The organism is Polaromonas sp., from assembly GCF_016185115.1.
In the GTDB taxonomy this organism is placed as follows: domain Bacteria; phylum Pseudomonadota; class Gammaproteobacteria; order Burkholderiales; family Burkholderiaceae_C; genus Polaromonas.
Genome location: NZ_JACPOF010000030.1, coordinates 118,659 through 131,564, shown reverse-complemented (window position 1 = coordinate 131,564; position 12,906 = coordinate 118,659). Strand labels below are relative to the sequence as shown.

The window sequence follows — 12,906 nt, the reverse complement described above, 5'->3', positions numbered from 1 at the left end:
AATTTAATGCCTCAAAATAGCCTTTTCCAGGCATTTTGAGGCAGTTCTTTAAGCTGGAATCTGCTCAAACCCTGAAAAGTTAAGTCCCATATTAACTTTTGGCTATTTTTTAACGTACACATCAAAAATTTGCCGTATACGTTAAATATCCCTTATCCCGTTTACTGGCCGTTCAGGGTCTGGGTGGTGTGTGCGTTCTTGCCCTTGCGCAGCCGCTCGCGGCTGTTCGACAGGTGGGTGCGCATCGCGGCGCGGGCGGCTTCGGCGTCTTGGTTGCGGATGGCGTTGTAAATGCTTTCGTGCTCGCCATTGACGCGCTGCAGGTAGTTGAGCCGGCCCTCGGGCGCGTTCTGCGTGGTGTTGACGCGGGTGCGCGGGATGATCATGGTGCCCAGGTAGGTCATGAGGTCCGCGAAGTGGCGGTTGCCTGTGGAGCGGGCGACTTCCATGTGGAACTGGAAGTCGGGCGGCACGGCGTCCGAATCAGCATCTATCGAATCTGAAAACGCCTTCAGTGCAGCCTCCATGGCAGCCAGGTTTTCAGGGGTGCGCCTTGCCGCAGCCAGGCCTGCAGCCTCGGTTTCAAGGCTGATGCGCAGCTCAAGCACGGAGATCACATCGGCCACCGTGGCGAAGTCTTCGGCATTGATACGGAAGTTACCGGCGTCCTGCGGCTGCAGCACAAAGGTGCCAATGCCGTGGCGGGTTTCGACCAGGCTGGAGGCCTGCAGCTTCGAAAGCGCCTCGCGCACGACAGTGCGGCTGACGTCGAACTTCGCCATGATTTCAGCTTCGGTCGGCAGCTTTTCACCCGGCTGCATGCGGCCTTCACGAATGCTGGCGGCCAGCGAATCAACGATTTCACTCACCAGCCCGCGCGGCCTGCGCAGGCGTGGCGATTCGTCCTGGGCGAGTGCCAGGGCGCCGTCTTCGGCAAAGCTAGGGGTTTTCCTTGATTCCATCAAAAAGTCGTTGACAGGGCTTGGGGTGAGAAACAAAATTCAGTCATCAGACAACCTATGACTTCGGATTTAGGTCAACTTTAGCAAACTTCAAAAAAATGTCCAGTCTTAAAACTGCGATACCTGTATAAAAAATGACGATCAAGGTTCACGAAAAACTGCTGCTCACCGGCGCGGCTGGCGGCCTGGGCAAGGCCCTGCGCCAGCGCCTGAAAGCCAACTGCACCACGCTCAGGCTGTCCGACCTCCAGGATTTTGGCGCCGCAGAGGCGGGCGAAGAAGTGGTGCTGGCCAATCTGGCCGATGCCGCAGCTGTCGATGCCATGGTCAAGGGCGTTGACGCCATCATCCACCTGGGCGGCATTTCGGTCGAAGGGCCGTTCACGCCCATCCTGCAGGGCAACATCATTGGGGCCTACAACCTGTATGAAGCAGCGCGCAAGCATGGCGTCAAGCGTGTGGTGTTTGCCAGCTCCAACCATGTGGTCGGCTTTTACCGCCAGGACCAGACCATCACGGCCGACGACCCGCCACGTCCCGACGGCCTGTACGGCCTGAGCAAGGCCTTCGGCGAAGACCTGTCGCGCCTTTATTTTGACCGCTACGGCATTGAGACGGCCTGCGTGCGTATCGGCTCATCTTTTGAAGAGCCGCGTGACCGCCGCATGCTGGCCACCTGGCTGAGTTTTGACGACCTGCACCGCCTGATCACCGCCTGCCTGACCACGCCGGTGCTGGGCCACAGCATCATTTTCGGCATGTCCGATAACGCCGTGACCTGGTGGGACAACAGCCGTTCGCGCCATGTCGGTTATGTGCCGCAGGACAGCTCCGATGTATTCCGCGATGCCATTTACGCCAGGACATCTTCGCCAGACCTGAATGACCCATCTGCCATTTACCAGGGCGGTGGTTTCGTGAAGGCCGGCCCCTTCCCCGACGTCTCACCTGACAAGGTCGCCTGAGCGGGATGACCATGGGTGCTGCGATGTCTGTACAGGCCGAACTGGTTCTTGACGCGCGCAACGGCACGGGCGAAAGCCCGGTCTGGAGCGTGGCTGAACAATCGCTGTACTGGGTGGATATTCCCGCGCGCCAACTGTGCCGCTGGAATGCAGCCGCCGGCCTGACGACCTGGACGGCGCCTGAAATGCTGGCCTGCATAGGCGCGGTGGCGGGTGGCGGCTGGATTGTGGGTGCCGAAAGCGGCGTGTTCAGGCTTGATCCTCAAGCCGGTGGCAAGCTCGGCTTCACGCAACTGGCCCCCGTGAGCCACGCCATGCCCGGCATGCGCTTCAACGACGGCCGCTGCGACAGGCAAGGGCGCTTTCTCGCGGGCACCATGCTGATGGACATGTCTGCCGGCGCAAAAGTCGGCAACGTGTACCGCTATGACGGCGACGCCGGCCTCGCAACCTTGCTTGAAGGTTTCATCACGCCCAACGGCATGGCCTTCAGCCCTGACGGCAAGACCATGTATTTGTCCGATTCGCACCCCTTGGTGCAGATGATCTGGGCTTTCGACTACGAAACCGCGACCGGCACGCCAACGAACCGCCGCGTGTTTGTCGACATGAATGCATTTCCCGGTCGGCCTGATGGCGCTGCTGTGGATGCCGAGGGCTGCTACTGGATCTGCGGCAACGATGCGGGCCTCATCCACCGCTTCACACCCGACGGCAGGCTGGACCGCTCGCTGGCGGTGCCCGTCAAAAAACCAGCCATGTGCGCCTTTGGCGGCGCCGGGCTTGACACCCTGTTCGTGACATCGATTCGCCCGGGGGGCATCGATTTATCTGACCAGCCGCTGGCCGGCGGTGTGTTTGCGTTGCGCCCCGGCGTACGCGGGCTGCCCGAAGCTGCGTGCACGCTTTAAAAAAATATCAAAGAGTTAGTTAACGCGTTTTTTACCACCAACCTAGAGGAAGAGACAATGAAAGCAACCCTGAAACTTACCGCCCTGGCCGCAGGCCTGCTGGCTTTTTCCGCACAAGCCGTCGAGCTGCGCTCTGCCGATGTGCACAACAGCGACGACTACCCGACTGTCTCGGCCGTGCGTCACATGAGCGAGGTGCTGGCCAAACAAAGCGGTGGCAGGTACACCATCAAGGTTTTCAACAAGAGCGCACTGGGCTCCGAGAAGGAAACCCTGGACCAGGTCAAGATAGGCGCGCTGGAGATGAACCGCGTCAACATCAGCTCGCTCAATTCGCTGTGCCCCAAGAGCCTGGTGCCCACCATGCCCTTCCTGTTCAACTCCATCCCGCACATGCGCCGGGTTCTGGACGGCCCGGTTGGCGAAGAAGTCCTCAAGGGCTGCGAAAGCCAGGGCCTGGTCGGCCTCGCTTTCTATGACAGCGGCGCGCGTTCCGTCTACGCCAAGAAGGCCGTCCGTACGCTGGCCGATACCAAGGGCATGAAAATCCGCGTCCAGCCTTCGGACCTGTGGGTGGCCGTTGCCAACGCCATGGGCGCCAATGCAACGCCGATGCCGACTGCCGAGGTCTACACCGCCCTGAAGACCGGCCTGATCGATGCGGCTGAAAACAACATCCCTTCCTACGAAGGTTTCAAGCACTACGAAGCCGTCAAGGTCTATTCGTACACCGAGCACTCGATGGCGCCTGAAATGCTGGTGATCTCCAGGGCCGTGTTCGACAAGATGTCGCCTGCAGACCAGGCCATGTTCCGCGCCGCCGCCAAGGAATCAGTGACCTTCCAGCGCCAGAAGTGGGACGAGCAGGAGGCCAAGGCCCTGGACGTCGTGCTCAAGTCCGGCACGCAGCTCGTCAAGGATGTGGACAAGAAATCCTTCCAGGCCGCCATGCAGCCCGTGTATGCCAAGTTCATCAACACGCCTGACCTGCAGCGTCTGGTGAAGGCTGCGCAGGACACCAAGTAAGCCTGCATCCCCGGCCCGCGTGGACCTCGTCCGCGCGGGCTTCTCCTGTACCTGTTTTTTCCTGCTCTTTTCCGCTTTCTTCTTCTTTCTGCCGTGTCTTAACGTCGGACCTCACATGAACACCCCATTGCAAACAGCGCCAATAGAAACCGGGCCGATAGAAACGTCGCCGATTGAAACCGACGCGCACAGCCAGCCGCCCGCTGATCTTTTGCTCAACCGTATCTGCGCGGTCATCAGCAAGGTCGGCCTGATGCTCGCCATCGTCGGCCTGATCGTCCTGATCCTAGCGGTGCAGGTGCAGGTGGTCGGCCGCTACATCTTCAACGACACCCCGACCTGGACGGAGGCGCTGGCGCTGCAGCTGGTGCTCTACATCACGGCGCTGGGCGTTGCCGTGGGTGTGCGCGACGCCGGGCACATCGGGCTCGATTCCATGGTCGCGTTGTTGCCCGTGTCGATGCGGCTCAAGATCGAAATCCTGATCCACGTGCTCGTGGCGATGTTCGGCGGCGTCATGGCCTGGGCCGGCTGGATCTGGACGCGCCTGAAGTGGGCTGAACTGGACCCCATGCTCGGCATTCCCGAAGGTGTGGATTACCTGGCGCTGGTGATTGCCGGTGTACTGATTGTCCTGTTCTCGTTCGAGCACGTCATCGCGCTGCTGCGCGGCGAAGAAGTCATGCCGTCCTGGCACTGATCCCAGAAAAACTCCAACAAAAACTGCTCCAGAGCCAAGGCAAACCATCATGGAACTCGCTGTTCTTTCCATCACCTTCCTCGTCTTCCTGATCATCGGCGTGCCGGTGGCTTTCTCCATCGGTCTGGCGTCTATCGCCACCGTGCTGTATGCCGGTGTGCCGGTGCCCATCGTCTTCCAGAAGATGGTGGGCGGCATGCAGGTTTTCTCATTCCTCGCCATTCCGTTCTTTGTGTTTGCCGGTGAGCTGATGCTTTACGGCGGTATTGCCGAACGCATCGTGCGCTTTGCCAACAGCCTGGTGGGCCATGTGCGCGGCGGCCTGGGCATGAGCAATGTGATCGGCTGTACGCTGTTCGGCGGCGTTGCCGGCTCCGCACTGGCCGACGTGTCCGCCATGGGCTCGGTGATGATCCCGCTCATGAAGAAGGAGGGCTATGACGCTGATTACGCGGTCAATGTCACGACGCACGCCGCGCTGGTCGGCGTGCTGATGCCGACCTCGCACAACCTGATCATCTTCACGCTGGCGACCACCGGCATTGCCTCGGTCAGCGTGCTCAGCCTCATCCTTGCAGGTGTCATTCCGGCCCTGCTGCTGACGCTGTGCAACCTGGGCGCGGCCTACTATGTCGCGGTCAAGCGCGGTTATCCAACGCGCGGCGCCTTCCCTGGCTGGCACGAGGTGCTGGTCGCATTCGTGGCGGCGTTGCCCGGCCTGCTCATTGTGGTCATCATCCTGGTCGGCATCCTGTCGGGCGTGTTCACTGCAACCGAATCGGCCGCGACCGCGGTGCTGTGGGCCATGTTCGTGACGGCCATCGTCTACCGTTCGCTGAGCTGGAAGAACTTCATCAAGTCCTGCGCCAAGGCCTGCAAGACCACCGGCGTCGTGCTGCTGCTGATCGGCATTTCATCGGCCTTCGGGTATTTCATGGCGCTGTACGAAGTGCCGCAGAAAACTGGCGCGCTGATGATGTCGATCTCCACCGAACCGTGGGTCATCTTCCTGATGATCAACGTGATGCTGTTCCTGCTCGGCACTTTCCTTGACATGGCCGCCACCATCCTGGTGTGCACACCCATCTTCCTGCCCATTGCCATGCAGTTCGGCATGCACCCGGCACAGTTCGGCATGGTCATGCTGATCAACTGTGCGCTCGGCCTGAACACGCCACCGGTGGGGGTGACTCAATTTGTCGGCTGCGCGATAGGGGGGATATCGGTCGGGGAGGTGATGAAGTCCATCCTTCCCTTCTACGGCGCACTGACCTTGTGCCTGATGCTGGTCACCTACGTGCCTGCGTTCTCGCTGTGGCTGCCCAACATGTTCATGGCCGCAGCCAAATAAATAGCCAACCCGCCTCTCCACCTCGCCACAGCTTTCGTCATGACCACTTCGCATGCCATCCGGCACATCCGCATCACGCCCATCGCGTTCCGCGATCCGCCGCTGCTGAACGCGGCCGGCATACACGAGCCCTGGGCGCTGCGATCCATCATTGAACTGGAAACAGACTCGGGCCTGGTTGGCATCAACGAGAGTTATGGCGACCTGCCCATGCTGGAGGTGCTGGCGAAGGCGGCACCCAGCCTGGTCGGCCTCTCGCCGTGGTCGCTCAATGAGATGGAAACGCGTGTGGCCGCATTGGTCACGCCGCCTGCGCTGACGGCGTCTGAATTTCTCGGCCAGCAGGTATCGCTGGCGCCGGGCACCCATGTGTCCAAGAACGTGGCCAAGGTGGTCAGTGCTTTCGAGGTCGCCATGCTGGACCTGCAGGGCCAGCTTGCCGGCGCACCGGTGGTCGACCTGCTGGGCGGCGCGGCCCGCGACTGCGTGCCGTATTCGGCCTACCTGTTCTACAAACACGCGGTGCACATCGACAAGCCTGCATCGTCCGGCTATCCGGCCGACCCCTGGGGCGAGGCCGTGACACCAGATCAACTGGTGGCGCAGGCCCGTCAGATGATCGCGCAGTATGGCTTCAAGAGCATCAAGCTGAAGGCCGGTGCGCTGCCGCCCGATGATGAAGCAGCCGGTCTGCTGGCTTTGGCAAAAGCCTTTCCTGGCACGCCGCTGCGCATAGACCCGAACGCCAACTGGAGCGTGGCGACCAGCCTGCGCATCGTCGACAAGCTGCGCGGCGTGCTGGAGTATTACGAAGACCCGGCGCCTGGCCTGGACGGCATGGCCGCCGTGGCACGTGAATGCGAAGTGCCGCTGGCTACCAATATGGTGGTGACCGATTTTGCAGAGTTCCGCCGCAACGCCGACATGGGCTGCCCGGTGAAGATCGTGCTGAGCGACCACCATTACTGGGGAGGCCTGCGCGCCACGCAGCAGCTGTCGCGGCTGTGCCGTACTTTCGACCTGGGCCTGTCCATGCACAGCAACTCGCATCTGGGCATCAGCCTGATGGCCATGACCCATCTGTGTGCCAGCGTGCCGCTGCTGACCTACGCCTGCGACACCCATTACCCGTGGCAGGACGAAGAGATCGTGGAGGGCGGCCGCCTGCGCTTTGAAGACGGCAGCCTGCGCGTGACGACCAGCCCCGGCCTGGGTGTCACGATTGACCGCACGGCCCTGGCCCGCCTGCACGACAACTACCTGAACTGCGGCATACGCAACCGCGACGACCTTGGGCAGATGCGCAAGTACGACCCGTCCTTCACGGGCGTGCAACCCCGCTACTAACTAAGTTATTGAGTTACTGATCACTGACCATGGCTGCGCCGCTTCACATCCTCATGAATCCACGTGACAACGTGGCCATAGTCGCCAACGACGGCGGCCTGCCTGCGGGCACCGTGTTTGCAGATGGTTTGCGCCTGGTTGACAAGGTGCCGCAGGGGCACAAGGTTGCGCTGGTTGATTTGCCCAAAGGCACGGCGGTGCTGCGCTACAACGTACCCATAGGCTATGCGCTAAAGGACATCCCCGCCGGCAGCTGGGTGCATGAGCGCCTGCTGGAGATGCCGGCCGCACGCGGGCTGGAGGGCCTGCCCATCGCCACCGTCAAACCCGGGCCCATGGAGCCGCTTGAAGGCTACACCTTTGAAGGTTTTCGCAATGCCGATGGTTCTGTGGGCACACGCAACATTCTCGCCATCACCACTACTGTTCAGTGCGTGGCCGGTGTTGTCGACTTTGCCGTCAAGCGCATCAAGGCCGAATTGCTGCCGAAATTCCCGAATGTTGATGACGTCGTGGGCCTTGAGCACACCTACGGCTGCGGCGTGGCCATCGATGCACCCGATGCCATCATCCCGATACGCACACTGCGCAACATCTCGCTGAACCCCAACTTTGGCGGTGAGGTCATGGTGGTCAGCCTGGGTTGTGAAAAGCTGCAGCCCGAGCGTTTGATGCCGCCGGGCACGATACAGATTGTTGATGAACGTAGCGTGGCAGACGTGGGTCAGAGCGCAGACGCACCGCTGGATGTAGTCTGCCTGCAGGCCGAGAACCATGTGGGCTTCATGTCCATGATTGAGTCCATCATGCAGACGGCGGTGCTGCATCTTGAAAAGCTCAACGCCCGCCAGCGTGAGACCGTGCCCGCGAGCGAGCTGGTCGTAGGTGTGCAGTGCGGCGGCAGCGATGCATTCTCTGGCGTGACGGCCAACCCGGCTGTGGGGTTTGCAACTGACCTGCTGGTCAGGGCAGGGGCCTCTGTCATGTTTTCAGAAACCACTGAAGTGCGCGACGGCATAGACCAGCTCACCTCACGCGCCAGCACGCCTGAGGTGGCTGCCGCCATGATCCGCGAGATGGCCTGGTACGACGCCTACCTGCAGAAAGGCATGGTTGACCGCAGCGCCAACACCACGCCCGGCAACAAGAAGGGCGGCCTCTCGAACATTGTTGAAAAGGCCATGGGCTCCATCGTCAAGTCGGGCAGCGCGCCCATCTCTGGCGTTTTGTCGCCGGGCGAAAAGCTCAAACAAAAAGGCCTGATCTACGCGGCTACCCCGGCCAGCGACTTCATCTGCGGCACGCTGCAACTGGCTGCCGGCATGAACCTGCATGTGTTCACGACCGGACGCGGCACGCCTTACGGCCTGGCAGAAGTGCCCGTCATCAAGGTCGCCACGCGCACAGACCTGGCCAGGCGCTGGCATGACCTGATGGACATCAATGCCGGCCGCATCGCAGATGGCGACGCCAGCATTGCCGACGTCGGCTGGGAGCTTTTCAATTTCATGCTCGACGTGGCCAGCGGCCGCAAAAAAACCTGGGCAGAGCAATGGAAGCTGCACAACGCGCTGGTGCTGTTCAACCCCGCACCTGTGACCTGAACGTTAACAACCAAAAAGAGGAGACAAAAGATGAGCCGTTTTTCAATGACTTCACATTCAGTTCGCCGGGGTTTTGCGATGCTGGCCACGGGCTTTGCAGTCCTGGCTGGCAGCGCATCTGCTGCGACCTGGGTTTACGTCAGCAATGCCGACAGCCAGGACATCTCGGTGATGCAGCTGGACCGCGCTGCCGGCAGCCTGACGCCTGTGGTCAAAGTGCCGGTGGGCGGCACCGCCATGCCCATGGTGGTGAGCAGGGACAAAAAGTTTTTATATGTGGCGCTGCGTTCGCAGCCCTTCCGCGTGGTCACCTTCGCCATTGACGGTGCGACCGGGGGGCTGAAGAAGCTGGGCGAGTCCGCCCTGGCTGATAGCGTTCCCAACATCGACCTCGACCCGAGCGGCAAGTGGCTGTTCGCAGCCTCTTATGGCGGCAACAAGATCACCGTGAACAGCATCGAGAAAGACGGCGTGGTTGGCCCGGTCCAGCAGGTCCTGCGAACCGCACCGAATGCGCATGCCATTCATGCCGATGCCTCGGGCAAGTACGTGTTTGCCACCAGCCTGGGTGGCGACAACCTCTCCAGCTGGAAGTTCGACGCGGCCAGCGGCATGCTCAGCCCCAACGACACGCCGCTGGTGAACGTTGCGCCCGCCAAAACCGGCCCGCGCCACTTCCTCTGGGACAAGGCGCAGAAGTACGCGTACCTGATCAACGAGCTGGACGGCGGAGTCGATGTGTTTGCCTATGATGCCGCGAAGGGCACGATGAGCCATGTGCAGCGCAGCACCGTCGTGCCGCCGGGCTTCACCGGCAAGGTCTGGGCGGCCGACCTGCAGATCTCTCCTGACGGCAGATTCCTCTATGGGTCCGAGCGCACATCCAGCACACTGACCACCTTCAAGGTCGACCCCGCTACTGGCAGGCTGCAGGTGGTGGGACAGACGCCGACGGAGAAAACGCCGCGCGGTTTTGCAGTGGATTCCACGGGGCGCTTCCTGATTTCCACCGGCCAGGACTCGCACGGCGTGTCCCTGCACCCGATTGACGCCGCCACCGGCATGCCCGGCGCTGGCAAGAGCCAGCCAGCGGGCAAGAACCCGAACTGGGTCGAGATCGTCGAAATGCCCTGAGGCGGCAAAGCCTTTCATCCACGCATATCACAGACAGTACACATCAAGGAGACACACATGCAACGCCGCACCCTCATTCAGACCGCACTCGCCGCCACCGCCACTGCTATCGTCACCGGCTTTGGAACCCTGAGCGCATTCGCCCAGGGCACTTGGCCCACCGGCAAGGCCATCACCTATATGGTGCCATTCCCCCCCGGCGGCAATACGGATACGCTGGCCCGCGTCATCGCGCCAGCACTGTCCACCGCGCTGGGCACGCCGGTGGTGATCGACAACAAGGGGGGGGCGGGCGGCAGCGTGGGCTCGGCCATTGCTGCCCGCGCTCCTGCGGACGGCTACACGCTGCTGGGCGGCACCATCAGTTCCCATTCGATCAATGGCAGCCTCTACACCACCCCCATTGGGTATGACATGGTCAAGTCTTTCACGCCCATCGCGATGCTGGGTGCAGCTCCGCTGCTGCTGGTGGTGCCCGCCAGCAGCCCCATGCGCACACTGGATGACGTGCTCAAGGCCAGCCGCGCCAGGAATGGCGGCCTGAGCTCGGGCTCGCCCGGGATCGGTACCTCGCCGCACATGGCGCTGGAACTGCTGGCCAGCCAGTCAGGCGTGAAGTTCACGCATGCGCCGTACAAGGGTTCAGGCCCCGCCGTGCAGGACGTGATAGGTGGGCAGCTCGACATGATGTTCGACACCAGCCTGGTCGTGGGCCCGCACATTCAGAGCGGCAAGCTGCGTGCCATCGCCATCACCGGCAGCCAGCGCGTGCCGGGCTATCCCAATGTGCCGACCATCGCCGAAAGCGGCCAGAAGGGTTTCGACATGGTGTCGTGGCAGGCCATGTTCGTGCCCGCGAACACCCCGCAGCCCATCGTTGACCGTCTGCACGCCGAGGTCATGAAGGTACTGGCCCTGCCAGACGTGCAGGCCAAGCTCAAGGGCTTCGGCATGGAGCCTTCAAACATGACGCCAGCGCAGATTTCCGTCTACCAGAAGGCGGAAGTCGACAAGTGGGCGCGCGTCATCAAGGCCGCCAATATCAAGGCTGAATAGAACCGAATCGAAACCGTTAGAGCAACAGCAAATCACCATGACACAGCCCACACCCTACCAACCCTTTCCCAACCGCTTCAAGCAGGACCTGCTTGCAGGCAAACGCCTGATAGGCTGCTGGTCTTCACTGGCCAATGCCATCACGACAGAAGTGCTGGGCGTGGCCGGCTTTGACTGGATATTGCTCGACGGTGAGCATTCGCCCAACGATGTCGGTACTTTCATACCGCAGCTCATGGCGCTGAAAGACAGCCCGAGCGCCCCGGTGGTAAGGCCGACCAGCAACAACGAAGTTGAACTGAAGCGCCTGCTGGATGCCGGGTTTTACAACTTCCTGATTCCGTTTGTTGAGAGCGTTGACGAGGCCCTGCGTGCCGTGCGCGGCACGCGCTACCCGCCACAGGGCGTTCGCGGCATTTCGGTGTCGCAGCGAAGCAACCGCTATGGCACCGTGCCCGAATATTTCAAGTCCATCAACGACCACATCTGTGTGATGGTGCAGATTGAAAGCCGCAAGGGCGTTGAGGCTGCAAAAGACATTGCCGCCATTGACGGCGTTGACTGCATTTTTGTGGGCCCTTCAGATCTGGCTGCCAGTCTTGGTCACCTTGGCAATGCCGGGCATCCGGATGTGCAGAAGGTTATCGCGGCGGTATTTGCTGATGCGAAAGCCTGCGGCAAGCCCACCGGCATTCTTGCGCCGGTCGAAGCCGACGCGCGCCGTTACCTCGAGATGGGCGCCACCTTTGTCGCCGTGGGCAGCGACTTGGGCGTGTTCCGCTCGGCCACGCAGGCCCTGCACGACAAATACAGGACGCCCCCCGAAGCGCGCTGACGCGCGCCTCCCCCCACTGGGGGGCAATGCTGCGGCCCGGCAGAGCCGGTTCCGCGCATTCCCGCAAATGCACGCCGTTTCCGGCATCAACTTTCAAGGAATCAAACAATGAGCAAACTGGGTTTTATCGGTCTTGGCATCATGGGTGCGCCCATGGCGGCGCATCTCATCAAGGCCGGGCATGAGGTCTTCCTCACCACACGCAGCAAGGTACCTGCAGACCTGTTGACCGGCAAGGCCGTGGCCTGCAAGTCTGCGAAAGAAGTAGCAGAGAAGGCCGACATTATTTTCATGATGCTGCCGGACACCCCCGATGTGGCCAGGGTGCTGTTTGGTGAAGACGGCGTTTCGCTGGGCCTCTCCAGGGGCAAGACAGTTGTCGACATGAGCTCCATCTCGCCCATGGACACCAAGGAGTTTGCAAAATCCATCAACGATCTCGGCTGCGATTACCTCGACGCGCCCGTGTCCGGCGGTGAGGTTGGCGCCAAGGCGGCCAGCCTGACCATCATGGTCGGCGGCCCCGATGCAGCGTTTGACAAGGTCAAGCCGCTGTTCGAGCTGATGGGCAAGAACATCACACTCGTCGGCGGCAACGGCGACGGCCAGACCTGCAAGGTCGCCAACCAGATCATCGTCGCGCTCAACATCGCCGCAGTCGGTGAAGCACTGCTGTTTGCCAGCAAGGCAGGCGCGGACCCGGCCAAGGTACGCCAGGCGCTGATGGGCGGCTTCGCGGCTTCGCGCATTCTTGAAGTGCATGGTGAACGCATGATCAAGCGCACCTTCGCGCCCGGCTTTCGCATTGGCCTGCACCAGAAGGATCTGGGCCTTGCACTCTCCGGCGCCCGGACTCTGGGTGTGGCGCTGCCGCAAACAGCGGGCGCAGCGCAGCTCATGCAGGTGTGTGCAGCCAATGACATGCAGGACCTGGATCACTCGGCGCTGGTGCGTGCGCTGGAGCTGATGGCGCATCACGACGTGGCATAACGCCAACCCTGTTTTTTTCAAGGGC

General features: G+C 61.5%; 12 protein-coding genes. 11 read left to right on the top strand and 1 reads right to left on the bottom strand.

From position 1 onward, the window contains the following. Positions 1–161 precede the first annotated feature (161 nt). Positions 162–962, bottom strand: a complete 801-nt coding sequence (locus tag HYX42_RS21615) for a FadR/GntR family transcriptional regulator (RefSeq protein WP_293407112.1) — start codon at positions 960–962, stop codon at positions 162–164. Between the two features lie 134 nt (positions 963–1,096). Here HYX42_RS21615 and HYX42_RS21610 point away from each other — a divergent pair, with 134 nt between their 5' ends. From HYX42_RS21610 to glxR, 11 genes are all read left to right on the top strand, one after another. Beyond that, the gene (locus tag HYX42_RS21610) at positions 1,097–1,927 is read left to right on the top strand and encodes an NAD(P)-dependent oxidoreductase (RefSeq protein WP_293407109.1); all 831 of its coding nucleotides are present in this window, start codon (positions 1,097–1,099) and stop codon (positions 1,925–1,927) included. An 11-nt stretch (positions 1,928–1,938) separates the two neighbouring features. Further along, positions 1,939–2,838, top strand: a complete 900-nt coding sequence (locus HYX42_RS21605) for an SMP-30/gluconolactonase/LRE family protein (RefSeq protein ID WP_293407106.1) — start codon at positions 1,939–1,941, stop codon at positions 2,836–2,838. Positions 2,839–2,895: 57 nt separating this feature from the next. After that, positions 2,896–3,864: a TRAP transporter substrate-binding protein gene (locus HYX42_RS21600; RefSeq protein WP_293407103.1), complete on the top strand. Its 969-nt coding sequence runs from the start codon at positions 2,896–2,898 to the stop codon at positions 3,862–3,864. A gap of 211 nt (positions 3,865–4,075) precedes the next feature. Beyond that, a complete protein-coding gene (locus HYX42_RS21595; RefSeq protein WP_293407735.1) occupies positions 4,076–4,564 on the top strand; it encodes a TRAP transporter small permease in 489 nt (162 codons plus the stop codon). Between the two features lie 49 nt (positions 4,565–4,613). Next, positions 4,614–5,915 carry a TRAP transporter large permease gene (locus HYX42_RS21590; RefSeq protein ID WP_293407100.1) on the top strand — a complete coding sequence of 434 codons (1,302 nt, stop codon included), beginning with the start codon at positions 4,614–4,616 and terminating at the stop codon, positions 5,913–5,915. 39 nt (positions 5,916–5,954) lie between these two features. Beyond that, a complete protein-coding gene (locus HYX42_RS21585; RefSeq protein WP_293407097.1) occupies positions 5,955–7,262 on the top strand; it encodes a glucarate dehydratase family protein in 1,308 nt (435 codons plus the stop codon). Between the two features lie 29 nt (positions 7,263–7,291). Then, positions 7,292–8,866 carry a galactarate dehydratase gene (gene garD, locus HYX42_RS21580; RefSeq protein WP_293407094.1) on the top strand — a complete coding sequence of 525 codons (1,575 nt, stop codon included), beginning with the start codon at positions 7,292–7,294 and terminating at the stop codon, positions 8,864–8,866. A gap of 78 nt (positions 8,867–8,944) precedes the next feature. Further along, complete coding sequence (locus HYX42_RS21575) at positions 8,945–10,000, top strand: beta-propeller fold lactonase family protein (RefSeq protein WP_293407733.1); 1,056 nt, start codon at positions 8,945–8,947, stop codon at positions 9,998–10,000. A gap of 57 nt (positions 10,001–10,057) precedes the next feature. Continuing rightward, entirely contained in the window at positions 10,058–11,056 is a 999-nt protein-coding gene (locus HYX42_RS21570) for a tripartite tricarboxylate transporter substrate binding protein (protein WP_293407091.1), read from the top strand. 37 nt (positions 11,057–11,093) lie between these two features. Then, entirely contained in the window at positions 11,094–11,891 is a 798-nt protein-coding gene (gene garL, locus HYX42_RS21565; protein ID WP_293407088.1) for a 2-dehydro-3-deoxyglucarate aldolase, read from the top strand. Between the two features lie 57 nt (positions 11,892–11,948). Continuing rightward, positions 11,949–12,881, top strand: coding sequence for a 2-hydroxy-3-oxopropionate reductase (gene glxR, locus HYX42_RS21560; RefSeq protein ID WP_366931177.1), 933 nt, complete (start codon positions 11,949–11,951; stop codon positions 12,879–12,881). Positions 12,882–12,906: the final 25 nt, after the last annotated feature.